Origin of the sequence: Roseburia sp. MSJ-14 (assembly GCF_018918225.1) — a bacterium.
Taxonomy (GTDB): domain Bacteria; phylum Bacillota; class Clostridia; order Lachnospirales; family Lachnospiraceae; genus Petralouisia.
In genome coordinates, this window is sequence record NZ_JAHLQD010000008.1 from 42,188 (window position 1) to 59,543 (window position 17,356).

The 17,356-nt window shown below is 38.6% G+C and carries 14 protein-coding genes; all 14 read left to right on the forward strand.

Features of this window, described 5'->3' with window-relative positions:
• Window positions 1-170: 170 nt before the first annotated feature.
• The 14 genes from KQI83_RS02640 to KQI83_RS02705 all read left to right on the forward strand — a co-directional run bounded on the left by KQI83_RS02640 (window position 171) and on the right by KQI83_RS02705 (window position 17,299).
• Complete coding sequence (locus KQI83_RS02640; protein ID WP_216554565.1) at window positions 171-1,484, forward strand: bifunctional folylpolyglutamate synthase/dihydrofolate synthase; 1,314 nt, start codon at window positions 171-173, stop codon at window positions 1,482-1,484.
• On the forward strand, window positions 1,477-2,034 hold the full coding sequence (gene folE, locus KQI83_RS02645; RefSeq protein ID WP_216554567.1) for a GTP cyclohydrolase I FolE: 558 nt from the start codon (window positions 1,477-1,479) through the stop codon (window positions 2,032-2,034). Before KQI83_RS02640 ends, folE begins: the two co-directional genes overlap by 8 nt.
• 12 nt (window positions 2,035-2,046) lie before the next feature.
• Window positions 2,047-2,562, forward strand: coding sequence for an HD domain-containing protein (locus KQI83_RS02650; RefSeq protein WP_253295476.1), 516 nt, complete (start codon window positions 2,047-2,049; stop codon window positions 2,560-2,562).
• A gap of 67 nt (window positions 2,563-2,629) precedes the next feature.
• Window positions 2,630-3,442: a dihydropteroate synthase gene (gene folP, locus KQI83_RS02655; protein ID WP_216554569.1), complete on the forward strand. Its 813-nt coding sequence runs from the start codon at window positions 2,630-2,632 to the stop codon at window positions 3,440-3,442.
• The gene (gene folK, locus KQI83_RS02660; protein WP_330622296.1) at window positions 3,442-4,278 is read left to right on the forward strand and encodes a 2-amino-4-hydroxy-6-hydroxymethyldihydropteridine diphosphokinase; all 837 of its coding nucleotides are present in this window, start codon (window positions 3,442-3,444) and stop codon (window positions 4,276-4,278) included. The genes folP and folK overlap by 1 nt, the downstream gene beginning before the upstream one ends.
• A gap of 91 nt (window positions 4,279-4,369) precedes the next feature.
• A complete protein-coding gene (locus tag KQI83_RS02665; protein ID WP_216554573.1) occupies window positions 4,370-4,723 on the forward strand; it encodes a hypothetical protein in 354 nt (117 codons plus the stop codon).
• A 15-nt stretch (window positions 4,724-4,738) separates the two neighbouring features.
• A complete protein-coding gene (locus KQI83_RS02670; RefSeq protein ID WP_216554574.1) occupies window positions 4,739-5,668 on the forward strand; it encodes a leucine-rich repeat protein in 930 nt (309 codons plus the stop codon).
• Window positions 5,669-5,680: 12 nt separating this feature from the next.
• Entirely contained in the window at window positions 5,681-7,024 is a 1,344-nt protein-coding gene (locus tag KQI83_RS02675; protein ID WP_216554575.1) for a vWA domain-containing protein, read from the forward strand.
• Window positions 7,021-8,526 (forward strand): AAA family ATPase, encoded by a 1,506-nt coding sequence (locus KQI83_RS02680; RefSeq protein WP_216554576.1) that lies wholly within the window; start codon window positions 7,021-7,023, stop codon window positions 8,524-8,526. Before KQI83_RS02675 ends, KQI83_RS02680 begins: the two co-directional genes overlap by 4 nt.
• A 32-nt stretch (window positions 8,527-8,558) precedes the next feature.
• Window positions 8,559-9,209, forward strand: a complete 651-nt coding sequence (locus KQI83_RS02685; protein ID WP_216554577.1) for an HAD hydrolase-like protein — start codon at window positions 8,559-8,561, stop codon at window positions 9,207-9,209.
• 110 nt (window positions 9,210-9,319) lie between these two features.
• Complete coding sequence (locus KQI83_RS02690) at window positions 9,320-10,075, forward strand: hypothetical protein (protein WP_216554578.1); 756 nt, start codon at window positions 9,320-9,322, stop codon at window positions 10,073-10,075.
• Between the two features lie 13 nt (window positions 10,076-10,088).
• Window positions 10,089-10,964, forward strand: coding sequence for a CPBP family intramembrane glutamic endopeptidase (locus tag KQI83_RS02695; protein WP_216554579.1), 876 nt, complete (start codon window positions 10,089-10,091; stop codon window positions 10,962-10,964).
• 288 nt (window positions 10,965-11,252) lie between these two features.
• Window positions 11,253-15,794, forward strand: coding sequence for a glutamate synthase large subunit (gene gltB, locus KQI83_RS02700; protein WP_216554580.1), 4,542 nt, complete (start codon window positions 11,253-11,255; stop codon window positions 15,792-15,794).
• Window positions 15,795-15,808: 14 nt separating this feature from the next.
• Complete coding sequence (locus tag KQI83_RS02705) at window positions 15,809-17,299, forward strand: glutamate synthase subunit beta (protein ID WP_216554581.1); 1,491 nt, start codon at window positions 15,809-15,811, stop codon at window positions 17,297-17,299.
• Window positions 17,300-17,356 lie beyond the last annotated feature (57 nt).

A 17,356-nucleotide genomic window follows, 5' to 3' on the forward strand; every position in this document is an offset into this window, starting at 1 on the left:
TTGTAAACTATTTGTGAACAAACTGTAAATACTCTGTTTATCCTAGCAAAGATTAGCGCAAAATAAGGGAAAAGTCAACTAGGAAGGGGCAAAATTTACGTTTATTATAATAAAAATTAAGAAAGTCTTTAAAAATTGGTGAAAATGATAAGTAAAGGGCGTGTAAAAAGATGGAAAAATACAAGATATTGAGCAAAAAAGAGACAGATGACTACATAAGGGAAATAGATAAGAAAGGCAGTATTTTAGGATTAGAGAGTATTCGAGAGCTGATGAAAGAATTAGCAGATGTGCAGGATGCCTTAAAAATTATTCATGTAGCAGGAACCAATGGAAAGGGTTCTGTATGTGCAATGTTAGAATCCGTTCTTATAGGGGCAGGTTATCGGGTAGGAAAATACACTTCTCCGGCAGTATTTACCGAGGCAGAACGTTACCGGGTGAATGGTGAGAATATTACAGAAGAGGAATTTGCTAAGAGTATCAGTCAGGTGAAGGCAGTTTGTGAACGAATGTTGGATAAAGGTTTGAGCCAGCCTACCAGATTTGAAGTAGAGACAGCGGCAGCCTTTTTATATTTTTATCAGAAAAAGTGTGATATTGTTATTTTAGAAACAGGAATGGGCGGGGCAACGGATGCGACTAATATAATAAGGAAGTCTTTGGTGAGTATCTTAACATCTATCAGTCGAGATCATATGGGATTTTTAGGTGATACCATAGAAGAAATTGCAGTGGTGAAGGCTGGAATTATCAAGAAACATGGAAAAGTAGTAGCGATGTGTCCGGAAATGGGAGTGAGAAAGGTAATCGATGCAGCTTGTGAAAAACAAGAGGCAGAGGTAGTGTATACGAATCCAGAGCAGGTAAGAGAAGTTCGGATAACCAATCACAGGCTTTGTTTCTTACATGAAGAGCTGGGAGAAATAAAGCTAAAAATGATGGGAAAGTATCAAGTGCAAAATGCGTTGTGCGTTATAGAGGCAGTAAAACAATTGGAAAAACAGGGGTATGCTATCTCGAAAGAACAGTTAAAGCAAGGGCTGGAGAAGGCAGAATGGGAAGGAAGATTTTCTATTCTAAACGAACAGCCGCTTCTGGTAATAGATGGGGCACATAACGAAGATGCAGCAAAAAAATTAAGGGAAACTCTGGAAATGGGTTTTACAAAATACAAAATTATATATATAATAGGGGTACTTGCAGATAAAGAGCATGAAAAAATGTTAAAACAGATGCTTCCGTTAGCAGAAAAGGTGTTTACGGTAACACCACATAATCCAAGAGCGATGGATGGAAAAGAATTGGCGAAGGAAGCATTGAAATATCATAAAGACGTTACCTTTGTTCCGGAAATAAAAGAAGCAGTAGATATGGCAATGAAGGAAGCAAAAGAAGAGCAGAAAATGATACTTGCCTTTGGCTCTTTATCCTATCTGGGTGAAGTAAAAAAAGCTCTTAAGGAGATAAAAATACATGATTGATAAGAAAAAAATTGAAGCAGGCGTAAAACTTCTTCTGGAAGGCATGGGAGAAGAGGTAAATCGAGAGGGACTGATAGAAACACCACAACGGATTGCCAGGATGTATGAAGAAATTTTTGGCGGATTGGGACAGACTCCGGAGAAACATTTGTCAAAAACATTTTCAGTAAATGATAATAATATGGTACTGGAAAAGGATATCGTATTTTATTCTACCTGTGAACATCATTTATTGCCCTTTTACGGAAAGGCACATGTGGCATACATACCGGATGGAAAAGTGGTAGGATTGAGTAAATTAGCAAGGACAGTGGAAGTGTATGCAAAACGCCCACAGCTTCAGGAACAGTTGACAGCCCAAATAGCAGATGCACTGATGGAGTATTTAAAACCGCAAGGAGCAATGGTAGTGATAGAAGCAGAGCATATGTGTATGACTATGCGTGGAATCAAAAAGCCGGGAGCCCAGACAGTGACCTGTGTCACAAGGGGCGTTTTTGCGGAAAATGAAAAACTCCAGAATACGTTTTGGCATATGTTGGAACGATAGATGGGAGAAAACATGAAGCAGGAAAGTGGTATAAAAACGTGTAACCAGATGGAGTACTTAAGAAGATTGATACAGGAAACAGATTATCTGGAACGAATGAAAGAACTAGAAACGCTGGAACAGGATCGAAAGTTTTGCCGTCATGGGTTGCAACATGTGTTAGATGTGGCACGTCTTGCGTGGATAAAAGTATTAGAAGAGCAACATCCGGTGGAAAAGGAGCAATTGTATCTTACAGCGTTGTTGCATGATATGGGAAGAATTGCAGAATACCGGCAAGGGATTCCTCATCATGAGGCAGGAATTATTATGGCGAGAAATTATTTACAACAAATCGGTTATCCACAGGAAAAGTGTGAATTGATTTTTAAAGCCATTCAGGAACATCGAAACAAAGAAAAGTTAAATAAAGATTTTATAAGTATTATAAAGCAGGCAGATAATCAGTCCAGAAATTGTTTCTTTTGCGAGGCAGGAAAAGAATGTAAATGGAGCGAAGAACGAAAAAATTATACGGTGGTATCATAAGAAAAATGCAAACATTTGGCACATACCGTATATAGCACATATCATACATAGTAAGAGGAGACAGAAGATGAAAATAGGCAATAAAAACTTTGAAACAGACAAGCATACATATATCATGGGAATATTGAATGTAACACCGGATTCTTTTTCCGATGGAGGAAAGTTTAACGAGACGGAGGCTGCATTGGTACATACCCAGCAGATGATAGAAGATGGAGCAGACATCATTGATATTGGTGGAGAATCTACCAGACCGGGGCATATACAGATTACAGAAGAGGAAGAAATCGAACGTACCGCGCCTATAATAGAAAAAATTAAATCAACATTTGATATACCAGTATCTATTGACACATACAAAGCTAAGGTGGCACAGGCAGCAGTAGAGGCAGGAGCAGATCTTGTAAATGATATCTGGGGACTTAAGTATGATGAGAAAATAGCAGAAGTGATAGCAGCTTCTAATGTGGCATGTTGTTTAATGCATAATCGGGATAACCATGATTATCAGAATTATATGGCAGAGGTAAAACAGGACCTACAGGAAACTATTGCCTTAGCAAAAAAAGCAGGAATTGCAGATGAAAAGATTATGTTAGATCCGGGAGTAGGATTTGGAAAGACCTATGAAAATAATCTGGAGATTATTTATAAGATGGAGGAATTAGAGGAACTGGGCTATCCGTTATTACTTGGAACTTCCAGAAAGTCTGTCATAGGATTGACCTTAGATCTGCCGGTTACAGAACGTGTGGAAGGAACACTGGTTACCACTGTATTAGCCGTTATGAAACACTATTCCTTTGTGCGAGTACATGATGTAAAGGAAAACAAACGTGTCATTCAGATGGCAGAAGCAATCCGGGAGGGATGGAAATAGTGGAAAAGGAAAGTTTGGATAAGATTCACATTAAGAATCTGGAGGTTTTTGGAAATCATGGAGTTTTTCCGGAAGAGAACAAATTAGGACAAAAGTTTCTGGTGAATGCGGTGCTTTATACCAGTACCAGAGAAGCCGGAAAAACGGATGACTTAACAAAGTCCATTCATTATGGGGAAGTATCCCATTTTATTACAAAATATATGATGGAGCATACATTTCAACTAATTGAATCAGTGGCAGAACAGTTAGCAGAGGCATTGTTGCTTCAATTTGAACATTTAAAGTGGATTGATTTGGAGATACAAAAGCCATGGGCACCGATTGGACTTCCACTTGAGTCAGTGTCGGTAGAAATCAGTCGTGGATGGCATGAGGCTTTTATTGCCACAGGTTCCAACCTGGGAGACCGGGGAGAATATATTCGAAAAGGAATCGAGGCATTAGCAGCATGCAAGGAATGTGTAGTGGAAAAAGAATCACAGTTGATTGTAACAGAACCGTATGGAGTAACGGATCAACCGGAATTCTTAAATGGAATGTTACAGGTAAGAACATTATTAAGTCCCGTTGAACTGCTTCATAAGTTAAATGAAATAGAAGCAGCGGCGCATCGAAAAAGAAAGATACATTGGGGACCACGCACCTTGGACTTGGATATCATTTTTTATGACAATCAGATTATTGATACACCACAGCTTACCGTTCCCCATGTAGATATGCAGAATCGTCAGTTTGTTTTAAAACCTTTGGCAGAATTGGCACCATGGTATCGACATCCAATTCTAGGAAAAACAGTAAAAGAACTGCTTATTTCGCTTGAAAATGAAAATTAACAGAAAATATTAAAGTATTTCGCAAAAATACCGATAAAATAGATATAAGAAACCAGTAGTACAGATTCCATCCAGGGAAGGAGGAATAGGTATGAGAGAATTCTATTTTGTTGTAAGTCCTGTGGAAAAACATCAGGAGAGAGAAATACGGGTTTTTGGTGTAGAAAAGGGAAGAAGGCAGGAGGCAAGTTATCAGGAAGCGGAAAGACAGGCAGAATACGAAATGCCCATTCATAAAAAACAGCAGGTAACGGACTATCAAACGCCTGTTTCCGAAAGTGTCCAAAGACCACATATTTGTACCAACTTATCTTCGCAAATGGAAATGATGAAGGGATGCAATATTTCCATAGAGGAGCGGCAGGAGAAGATTGCCTTTCAGAAGAAAGCACAGGAAAACAGAAATAAACGACGTCAGATGGCAACGGCTTATGGAAGAGAATAGAGTAGGAATTTAGAAATGGAACAGCAGAAGTTTGCATATGAACAAATAGAAAATGGAATCCGAATTTTACGCTGCTATGGAAATAGCGGATGTGTAAAAATACCGGAACAGATAGAAGGACAGCCCGTTACTGAGCTTGCTGCCTATACATTTGCAAAGGAAATGGATAGCGAGCCGGAAAATACCAGTGGGCTGTCCTGTATTTGTGGAGAAGATTTACAAGAACTGCATTTACCAAGAACCATAAAACGTCTGGGACGCTATATTTTCTATAATTGTATTCAATTTGAAAAGTTTTTCTTTTACAGCAATATTTCTTATATGGGAGCAGGTGCATTTACCGGATGTGAGAAGTTGTCTTACTTGAATATGCAGGAAGTGCCGGAAGAAAAATCCTGCTTACGAGAAATTCTTTCAGATTTGAAACAGAAGGTTCAGGTAAAAGTATTGTTAGAAGAAAAGTGTAAATATGAACTGGTCTATCCGGAATTTTTTGAAGAAGCAGAGGAAAACACCCCTGCGCGTATTATTAACACGGTTACCCATGGAATGGGAATTCAATATCGCAATGCTTTTCGAGATACCAAGGTTATCTTTCGGGAATATGATAAATTACTTGAAACAGGAAAATATAATGTAGATTTAACAACCAGAGTTGAGATGGCAGCAGCAAGACTATCCTACCCAATTGAGTTAGAAGAAAATGCAAAGAAAGATTACATCCTGTTTTTGAAGAAACATTTAGAACAGGCAGCAAATATTTTCTTACAAAGTGAAGAACAGGAAAAACTGCGTTGGTTAGCAGAAACATTTGTTACCACAAAAGAAGAAATGGATATTTTGTTAAAACAGGCGGCGAGTCAGGAACAAGCAGAGAAAGTCAGTATGTTGATGGATATCAAACATCAGAGATTTTCTCAAAAGAAGAAAAAGTTTTCTCTTTAAAAAGGAGTTTCTATGTTTGAAGAACAACTGTTAGAAAAAGTAAATATCTGTCAGGAAATTTTACAGGACAGTAAAAATGAACTGTATCTGAATATGCGTTTTTTGGATGTGGCACTAAATACCTTTCAGTTGCAGGCAACAATGGAGCGGGAACGAACAGCTACAGATGGTATGAACTATTATTTTAATCCGGAGTACATCATGGAGCAGTATAAGAGTAGCAGTCAGAGCATGAATCGTTGCTATCTGCATAGTGTGTTGCATTGTCTGTTTGGGCATCCATGGCATATGCCGGTTGTAAAAGAAGGCAGTCAGACGGAAAAGGAAACACTGTGGAATCTTGCATGCGATATTACCGTAGAGCATATTATGGACAGCTTATATTATCGTTGCCTGAGGCTATCTGCCAATCCTTATCGAAAGCTGGTATACCGTAATTTGCTAGAACATATGCCGGTAATTAACGCAGAGGCAGTATTTCATGTGTTAGAGAAAAATCCCATGGATCCCAGAGCACAAGCAAGAATGTTGTTAGAATTTAGGATAGATGGCCATGATTTGTGGGAAAGACAGGAAAATGCACCCAATGCTCCCATGGAACAGCAAAATCAGTGGAAAGATATTCGCGACAAGATGGAAACAGAATTGGAGACTTTTTCAAAGGAAGCGGCGGAGGATTCTAAAAGTCTGGTAGAACAGTTAAAAGTAGAAAATCGGAAACGATACGATTATCGTACTTTTTTGAAAAAGTTTTGTGTTTTGAAAGAAGAAATGCAAGTAGATATGGACAGCTTTGATTATATTTTTTATAATTACGGCATGGAAATGTATGGAAACATGCCTCTTATTGAACCCCAGGAAACAAAGGAAGTTAAGAAAATCGAGGACTTTGTGATTGTGATTGATACCTCAATGTCTTGCAAAGCACAGCTGGTACAAAAGTTTTTAGAAGAGACATATAGTATTTTAAGTCAGGCGGAATCCTTTTACCGTCGGTTTCGTATTCATATTATCCAGTGTGATGAGCGGGTACAGTCTGATGCAGTGATTGAAAAAGCAGAACAATTGCGCACCTATATGGAACAGTTTGAAGTAAAAGGACTGGGTGGGACAGATTTTCGCCCGGCATTTGAATATGTAAATCGTTTATTAGCAGAAAAAGCATTTCAAAAATTGCGGGGATTGCTTTATTTTACCGATGGATATGGAACATTTCCGCTGAAAAAGCCCATGTACGATACCGCATTTGTGTTTTTCAAGGAAGATTATCTGGATGTAGATGTGCCAACATGGGCGATAAAACTTATTTTAAGTGAAGAAGATATTGGAAATGCAGTGGAGGAAAGTAGAATATGAATATAAAACGAACCAAGGAAGAGATAAAAAATACCATTTCCGCCTATCTTTTGAAGGATGAATTGGGAAATTATGAAATTCCGTCCATTCGGCAACGTCCGATTTTCCTGTTGGGTTCTCCGGGAATTGGAAAAACACAGATTATGGAGCAGATTTCTAAAGAATGCGGAATCGGGTTAGTGGCATATACCATTACACATCATACAAGGCAAAGTGCAATCGGATTGCCATTTATTTCAAAAAAACAGTATGGTGATAAGGAATATGCAGTAACAGAATATACCATGAGTGAAATTGTAGGTTCTATTTATGATAAAATGGAACAGACAGGATTGAAAGAGGGAATCCTTTTTATTGATGAAATTAACTGTGTGTCAGAGACCCTTGCCCCAGCTATGTTGCAGTTTTTACAATGCAAGTCTTTTGGAAACCATAAAATCCCCGAAGGCTGGGTCATTGTAGCAGCGGGAAATCCACCGGAATACAACAAATCTGTGCGGGAGTTTGATGTAGTTACCATGGACCGAGTAAAGAAAATTCAAGTAGAAGCGGATTTTACTGTCTGGAAAGAATATGCATATGCGCACCAACTTCATGGTGCAGTTATTTCTTACCTGAATACCAGAAAACAGAATTTTTATCAGATGGAAACAACCGTAGACGGCATGCATTTTGCAACGCCGCGTGGATGGGAAGATTTGTCAAATATCATTCAGGTATATGAAAAGTTAGGAAAAAGCGTAGACCGGGAAGTAGTAGAGCAGTATATTCAATTTCCAAAGATTGCAAAAGACTTTGCAAACTATTTAGAACTGTATTACAAATATCAGACCGATTATCAGTTAGAAGCAGTATTTGAAGGAAAACTAGATGAAATATTGCTGAAGAAAGTAGCACATGCTTCATTTGACGAAAAGCTCAGTGTTGTGGGACTGATGTTATCAAAGGTAAATGAAGCTCTTGGAAATGCAGTAAGAAAAGAAGCATATATGGAATTATTGCAATCCTATTTGGCAGAATATAAACAAGTCACAGAAGAAGTGACGGAAGGGCTAGACGGACAGCAACTCTTTTTTAATATCTGTCAAAAAGCGTCTGTGGAATATAGACAAAAGAAACAGGCAGAATTGTTGACAAGAGAAGAAGAATATCGTTATCGCCAGGTAATGAAAATCTTAGAAGAAATATTACAGAAAATGAAACTGTTATCGCTAAACGATGGAAAGGCTTGTTTTCAAAAGGCAAAAGAAGCCTTTGAAAAGGAAAATGAATTATATGAAAAAGTCTGGAAAGAGGCAGAACAAAAGTTAGAATATGCATTTGATTTTATGGAAGGCGCATTTGGGAACAGTCAGGAAATGGTAATGTTTATTACAGAGTTGAATTCCAATGCCAACAGCGTCGCTTTTTTACAGGAAACAGAATGTGAGCGATATTATCAATATAATAAGGAATTGTTGTTTGAGGATAAACGAAAGAAATTGTTAGAACGCATGGAATAAAAAGAGGCATAAGAAATAGAAAGAGGAGCATTATGAAAAAGAACATTATATTATTTGACCTGGATGGCACATTGTTAAATACGGAGGAGGGGATTTCAAAGTGTGTAAGACATGCACTTGAAAAGTTCGGAATTCAGGAGGAGGATCAGAAAAAGATAAGACGCTTTATAGGACCGCCATTGTTTGATTCTTTTCAGCGAGAATATGGTTTTTCAGAAGAAGATTCCTGGAAAGCTGTTGCCTATTATCGAGAAAGATATGATGACATAGGCGTTTGGGAATGCAAGCTTTACCCACAAGTAGAAGAAACATTGCAAAAACTTTCGGAACGGGGGTATCGAATTGGTGTGGCATCTTCAAAGCCGGAGAAATTTTGTCCATTACTGATGAAACACTTTGGAATTGATAAATATTTTGAAGTGATAGGAGGAGCTACTTCCGATGGAAAGGCAGGTTCCAAAGCAGCAGTTTTAGAGGATGTACTAAAGCGTTTTGGGGTTACAGACAAAAACGAAGTGGTTTTAATAGGAGATACCAGATACGATGCGTTAGGTGCCAAAGAAGTTGGTATTGATTGTATTGGAATCACTTACGGATTTGAACAGGATATGGATTCCATGAGGAAAGCCGGAGCACATATTTGCGATACACTGGAAGAAGTAGTGGCGTATTTGGAAGAATAAGGTAAATATTTTTAGAAAATAACCGATATAAATAATAGCTACGGATGGCACTTATTCCTATAAAGGATATGAGTGCCATTTTATATGTGATAAAAAAGAGGAGGAAAATGATGTTATTAGATAAGCTGAATGCCTCGAGGGGCGGATTTGGAACAGATTTAGGTGAAACAAGAGGGAAAACCATAGGTGAGTTTTCTAACGATGAATGGGAAAAACTTTTGGGAAAAGTAGACAATGCCATCGAAGATTACAAAGAGGACTTAAAAGAGCGAGAAGAGGACGCAAAGGAAAAACAAAAAAAACAGGCAGAAGAGAATGTATATAACGCGCGGAATAAGAGTGATTATGAGTATGAACAAACGGTAATGCGTGGTGGAGCCTTATATAGTATGCGCTTTCAAAAAATAAATAGCGGAATGTTCTCGGCAGAAGAAACGAAAGCGGAAAAGCCGGATGTAGAGGATTCTGTGTCAGATTTTATTTCACAGGAGGCAATTCAAAAGATTGTAGGTAATCGTGGAAAAATGCCATATGCATCTTTAGCAGATGAGAATGGAATTATTGAATACAATGGAGTCAGGTTTGTAGGAGATTTGGAAAATAATGCGCTGTGTTTAGGAGATATGACAGATTATAATAATATACTGAATATACCGTTATCCCAAGGTGGAGTTTTAAAAGTAAATATCAATAGTCTGGAAGAATTATCCAAGGCAATCGGAATGTTTTCACCGGAGGATCAGAATCGTATTATGCGGGCAATTGCACAGTATAATAGAATCCAGCAGATAAAACAACAAATAGATGATGAAACCAGCGGATTAGAAGTGCTGGAAAAAAATGATGACGTAACATATTTTGCATAAGTAAGGAGACAACATGAATCAGAAAAGTAACGGTTTTAACTCACTAATGAAGTCCTGCAATGTGGTATATCCCATTTTGATTTACTTTTTAGTAATGTCATTGGCAATGAACATTATTGCAGCGATAACGGTAAAGATGGGAGGAGATATCGATAAGCAATATATGATGTTGCAGACTATAGTAGCCATCATTACCTTTCCATTTATTTATCGTTTTTATCGAAAAGATAAGCAGTATCCTACCGTTTTTCATATGCATTTGGAAGAAGTGTTACAGAAAAAGGATAAGAAACAAAGAATTGTAAATGGTGTATTGATGTTTCTGTGTGGTGCTACAGCAGGAATTATGATGAATAATGTCATGGCATTTACAACATTAGAAGAAAAGTCAATTGCCTACCAGGAAGTGACAGCCAGCTTTTTCGCAGGTGGAATCCTGTTTGAAATATTAGGGCCATGTCTTATCATTCCTTTATTAGAAGAGCTTCTTTACCGAAGTGTGGTATATGGAAGACTTTCGGATTTGCTAGTATTGAAAGTGGATGCAGAATCCAAAGAGGAGGCAGCACGACAGAAAAAGTACCGCTGGTATGCGATTTTATTTACTTCCCTTATTTTCGGAGTAATGCATATGAATATCGTACAGTTTATCTATGCAACCATACTGGGAATTATGCTTTCCTGGTTTGTAGAAAAGTCAGGACATCTCTATGGAGCAGTAGTGGCGCACATAGGAGCAAACCTGATGTCGGTACTTCGTATGGAAACAGGTTTGTTTCGTTGGATGGAAACCGGAAAAAGTATTTTCATAATAGCAACAGTTATATTTGGAATCGTAACAATAGGGTTAGTGGTTCTTATTTGGAAAAATAACACAAAAGAAGTATAGAACAATTTGAAAACAATTCAAAATAAGTAGAAGAAAAAGTGGCTTGCTGAAAAATAATTTCAAAAAGTTTTTACCAAAACCGGATGAAATTGTTTCTGCAAGCCACTTTTGATATGAAAAAAAGATAAAAAGACAGAATAAAGACCGATAAAAAACAAAGTATTCAAATTATCTGACAATAGAATAAAAAAAGTTGTTTACAACGGGAAAAAATAGGTGTATATTTATTTCAACACAATACTTTAGCGATATACAGTGGAAAAAGTATTATGAAGAAAGGATGAGACGATGCAGGAAAAAGACAGAACAGCAGTAGGTATGTATGACCCACGGTTTGAACATGATAACTGTGGTATTGGAGCTGTTGTAAACATTAAGGGTATTAAGACCCATGAAACCGTAGAAAATGCATTGAAGATTGTTGAAAACCTGAAGCATAGAGCAGGTAAGGATGCAGAGGGAAAGACCGGAGACGGTGTTGGTATTCTGTTACAGATTTCCCATAAGTTTTTCAGTAAGGCTGCAAAAGAAGCAGGTATTGAAATCGGAGAAGAAAGAGATTATGGTATTGGAATGTTTTTCTTCCCTCAGGACGAATTGAAGCGTAATCAGGCAAAGAAAATGTTTGAAGTAATTGTGGAAAAAGAAGGTATGGAATTCTTAGGATGGAGAGAAGTACCGATTGATCCCAAAAAACTGGGACAGAAGGCAGTAGATTGTATGCCATATATTATGCAGGGATTTGTAAAACGTCCAAAGAATGTAAATAAGGGATTGGATTTCGACCGAAAACTATATGTAGCACGACGTGTATTTGAACAGTCTAATGATGATACCTATGTAGTGTCTTTATCCAGCAGAACAATTGTATACAAGGGAATGTTCTTAGTAGAACAGTTACGTTTGTTTTTCGCAGATTTACAGGATAAGGATTATGAATCTGCAATTGCAACGGTACACTCCAGATTCTCTACAAACACCAATCCAAGTTGGGAACGTGCACATCCAAACCGTTTTATTGTACATAATGGTGAGATTAACACCATTCGCGGTAATGCCGATAAGATGTTAGCTCGTGAAGAGACCATGGAATCAGAACACTTAAAGGGAGAACTTCAAAAGGTACTTCCGGTGGTAAATACAGAGGGATCTGACTCAGCTATGTTAGATAATACCTTGGAATTCCTGGTAATGAGTGGTATGGAATTGCCATTGGCAGTTATGATTACAATTCCGGAACCATGGGCAAACAATGCGATTATGAGTCAGAAGAAGAAAGACTTCTATCAATATTATGCAACAATGATGGAGCCATGGGATGGTCCGGCTTCTATCGTATTTAGTGATGGAGATATTATGGGAGCAGTCTTAGACCGTAACGGACTTCGTCCTTCCCGTTATTATATTACCAATGATGATTATTTAGTACTTTCTTCTGAAGTTGGTGTACTGGACATTGACCCAACCAAGATTTTGGTAAAAGAACGTCTTCGTCCGGGAAAAATGCTTTTAGTAGATACCGTTCAGGGAAGAGTGATTGACGATGATGAGTTAAAAGAAAGATATGCAGACCGTCAGCCATATGGTGAGTGGTTAGACCGCAACCTGATTAATTTGGAAGAGTTAAAGATTCCAAATCAGCGTGTACCGGAATATACCAAGGAAGAACGCCAGAGAATGCAGAAAGCATTTGGATATACTTATGAATCTTTAAAAGAAGCAATTCTTCCAATGGCAAAGAATGGTGCAGAAAGTACCGCAGCTATGGGTATTGATACTCCCCTTGCAGCATTGGCAGGAGATCATCAGCCATTATTTAACTACTTCAAACAGTTATTTGCACAGGTAACAAACCCACCAATCGACTCCATTCGTGAAGAGGTAGTAACATCTACCACCGTATATATTGGAGAAGACGGTAACCTCTTAGAGGAAAAAGCAATCAACTGTCAGGTATTGAAAGTAAATAATCCAATTTTAACCAATACCGATTTGATGAAGATTAAAAACATGAAAGTGGAAGGCTTTAAAGTTGTAGAACTTCCTATTATATATTACAAGAACACCAGTTTAGAGAAAGCAATCGAACATTTATATGTAGAAGCAGACCGTGCATACCGTGATGGAGCAAACATTTTGATTCTTTCTGACCGTGGTGTCGATGAAAATCATGTACCAATTCCTTCTTTATTAGCAGTGTCCGCATTACAGCAGCATTTAATTAAGACAAAGAAGAGAACTGCGGTAGCGATGATTTTAGAGTCCGGTGAACCAAGAGAGGTACATCACTTTGCAACATTGTTAGGATATGGAGCCTGTGCAATTAACCCATATTTAGCTCAGGATACGGTAAAACAGTTAATCGATGAACATATGTTGGACAAGGATTATTATGCAGCAGTTTCCGATTACAACAATGCAATCCTTCACGGAATTGTTAAGATTGCAGCAAAAATGGGTATTTCCACAATTCAGTCTTATCAAGGTTCTAAGATTTTTGAAGCAATTGGAATTGACTCAGATGTAATTAACAAGTATTTCACAGATACCGTAAGCCGTATCGGTGGAATCACTATGAAAGATATTGAAAATGACGTAAATGCATTACATTCCAGCGCATATGACCCATTGGGATTAGAGACAGACTTAACACTGGAAAGCCGTGGCCGTCATAAGATGAGAAGTGGCGCAGATAGTCATTTGTACAATCCAAAGACCATTCATCTGTTACAGGAAGCAACCAGACGTGGTGACTATGAGTTGTTCAAACAATATACCGATGCGGTAAATGCAGAAGAAAAGAATTCTAATATCCGCGGTATGTTAGACTTTAAGTTCCCGAAAAAGGGAATTCCACTGGAAGAAGTAGAAAGTGTAGATTCCATTGTAACACGTTTTAAAACAGGTGCGATGTCCTACGGTTCTATTTCCCAGGAAGCACATGAGACACTGGCAATTGCCATGAATAAGCTTCATGGTAAGTCAAACAGTGGTGAAGGTGGAGAAAATCCGGAACGTTTAACTGTTGGAAAAGATGGATTGAATCGTTGTTCAGCAATTAAACAGGTAGCATCCGGAAGATTCGGAGTTACCAGCCGTTATTTGGTAAGTGCAAAGGAAATTCAGATTAAAATGGCACAGGGAGCAAAACCGGGAGAAGGTGGACATCTTCCAGGAAAGAAAGTATATCCTTGGATTGCAAAGACCAGACTTTCTACTCCGGGTGTAGCATTGATTTCCCCACCACCACATCATGATATTTACTCTATCGAAGACTTAGAGCAGTTAATCTATGACTTAAAGAATTCCAATAAAGATGCCAGAATTTCCGTAAAATTGGTATCTGAAGCCGGAGTTGGTACTGTAGCAGCCGGTGTTGCAAAGGCAGGTGCACAGGTAGTATTGATTTCAGGTTATGATGGAGGAACCGGTGCGGCACCGGGAAGCTCTATCCACAATGCAGGACTTCCTTGGGAGTTAGGACTTTCTGAAACACATCAGACTTTGATTATGAATGGACTTCGTAATAAAGTAAGAATTGAAACAGATGGTAAGTTAATGACCGGACGTGATGTAGCAGTAGCAGCAATGTTAGGAGCAGAAGAATTTGGATTTGCAACTGCTCCATTGGTAACACTTGGATGTGTAATGATGCGTGTATGTAATCTGGATACCTGTCCGGCAGGTATTGCAACTCAGAATCCGGAACTTAGAAAACGTTTCAGCGGAAAACCAGAATACGTTATGAACTTCATGAAGTTTATTGCAGAAGACTTAAGAGAGTATATGGCAAGACTGGGTGTTCGTACAGTAGACGAGCTGGTTGGAAGAGGAGATCTCTTAAAAGTACGCGAGGATTTAACAGAGCGTGAAAAGGAATTGGATTTATCCAAGATTATCAATAATCCTTTTGCTGGTCCAAAGGAAAAAGTTACTTTTGATCCAAAACAGGTATATGACTTTGAATTGGAAAAGACAAAGGATGAAACTGTTTTGATGAAACAGTTAAAGACAGCATTAGAGAATAAGCAGAAACGAAGCATTGATGTAGAAGTAACCAATACAGACCGTTCCTTTGGTACAATCTTCGGTTCTGAAATTACAAAACGATATGATGATACCTTAGAGGAAGATACCTTTATTGTAAAATGTACCGGAGCCGGTGGACAGAGCTTTGGAGCATTTATTCCAAAGGGATTAACCTTAGAGCTTGTAGGTGACAGCAACGACTACTTCGGTAAGGGACTCTCCGGTGGTAAATTAGTAGTATATCCACCAACAGGTGTAAACTACAAACAGGATGAAAATATCATTATCGGTAACGTTGCAATGTATGGAGCAACCAGTGGTAAAGCATTTATTAATGGTGTTGCCGGTGAACGTTTCTGTGTTCGTAACTCTGGAGCCAATGCAGTAGTAGAAGGTGTTGGTGACCACGGATGTGAGTACATGACAGGCGGACGTGTAGTTGTTCTTGGTAAAACAGGAAAGAACTTTGCAGCTGGTATGAGCGGTGGAATTGCTTATGTACTGGATGAAGACAATGACTTGTATACAAGAATTAACAAAGAAATGGTATTTTCAGAAGAAATTACATCTAAATATGATGTTATGGAATTAAAGGATATGATTAAAGAACATGTATCTCTTACAAATTCCATAAAAGGAAAAGAGATTCTGGATAACTTCAGTGAATATCTGCCGAAGTTTAAGAAAATCGTACCTTATGATTATAACCGAATGATGATGGCAATTGTTCAGATGGAAGAAAAAGGATTGAGCTCTGAACAGGCACAGATTGAAGCATTTTACGCAAATACAAAGAATTAAGGAGGGAACGCAAAATGGGAAAACCAACAGGATTTATGGAATATGAAAGACAGACATCAGAGGCGGTAGCACCAAAAGAGCGTATCAAGAACTTTAACGAGTTCCATACCCCTCTGTCAATGGAAGAACAACGTAAACAGGGCGCACGCTGCATGGCATGCGGTGTGCCGTTCTGTCAGGCGGGCATGGAGATTATGGGAATGACCTCCGGTTGCCCACTGCACAATCTGGTACCGGAATGGAACGATTTGGTATACACCGGGAACTGGGAACAGGCATACAATCGTTTGACAAAAACCAATAACTTCCCGGAGTTCACTTCAAGAGTTTGCCCGGCACTTTGTGAAGCTGCTTGTACTTGCGGACATTACGGAGAACCGGTTTCTGTAAAGGAAAATGAGCACGGAATTATTGAGTATGCATATGAAAATGGATTTGCGGCAGCAAAACCACCAAAGGTAAGAACCGGTAAAAAGGTAGCAGTAATCGGTTCAGGTCCGGCAGGACTTGCGGCAGCAGATCAGTTAAATAAACGTGGACATTTGGTAACTGTATATGAAAGAGATGACCGTGTGGGTGGACTTTTAATGTATGGTATTCCGAATATGAAACTGGAAAAACAGATTATTGATCGTAAAATCGGTGTAATGAAAGAAGAAGGCGTCGAATTTATTACAGGTGTAAATGTGGGAAAAGATATCAAGCCTGCAAAACTGTTAAAGGATTATGACCGTGTGATTTTGGCATGTGGCGCAAAGAATCCAAGAGATATCAAGGCACCGGGAAGAGATGCCAAAGGAATTTATTTTGCAGTTGATTTCTTATCAGCAACCACAAAGAGCCTGCTGGATTCCGGCTTAAAGGATAATAAGTACATTTCTGCAAAAGGCAAAAAAGTTGTTATCATCGGTGGTGGTGATACCGGAAATGACTGTGTTGGAACTTCCATTCGTCATGGGGCAGCCTCTGTGGTACAGTTAGAAATGATGCCAAAAGCTCCGGATACCCGTGCAGAGAACAATCCATGGCCGGAGTGGCCGAAAGTCTGCAAAACAGATTACGGTCAGGAAGAAGCCATTGCCGTATTCGGTAATGATCCGAGAATTTACCAGACAACCGTAAAAGAGTTCTTAAAGGATAAGAACGGTAATTTAAGCGGTCTTACCGTTGTAAAACTTGAAAGTAAGAAGGACGAAAAAACCGGTCGTATGATGATGGTAGAAGTACCGGGCTCCGAAAGCAAAATGGAAGCAGATATGGTACTGATTGCAGCAGGTTTCTTGGGAACTGAAAAGTATGTTGCAGATGCATTTGGATTGAAATTAAACGAAAGAACCAATGTAGAAACAGCAAAAGGTCAGTATGAGACAAATGTAAAGAATGTATTTACCGCAGGTGATATGCATAGAGGACAGTCCTTAGTTGTATGGGCAATTCATGAAGGACGCGAAGTGGCAAGAGAAGTAGATGCCAGTCTGATGGGATATACAAATTTGAAAGCGTAAGAATGATAAAATAGGTAAAAAGCTTCGGCAAAACAAAATGGTTTTGTCGAAGTTTTT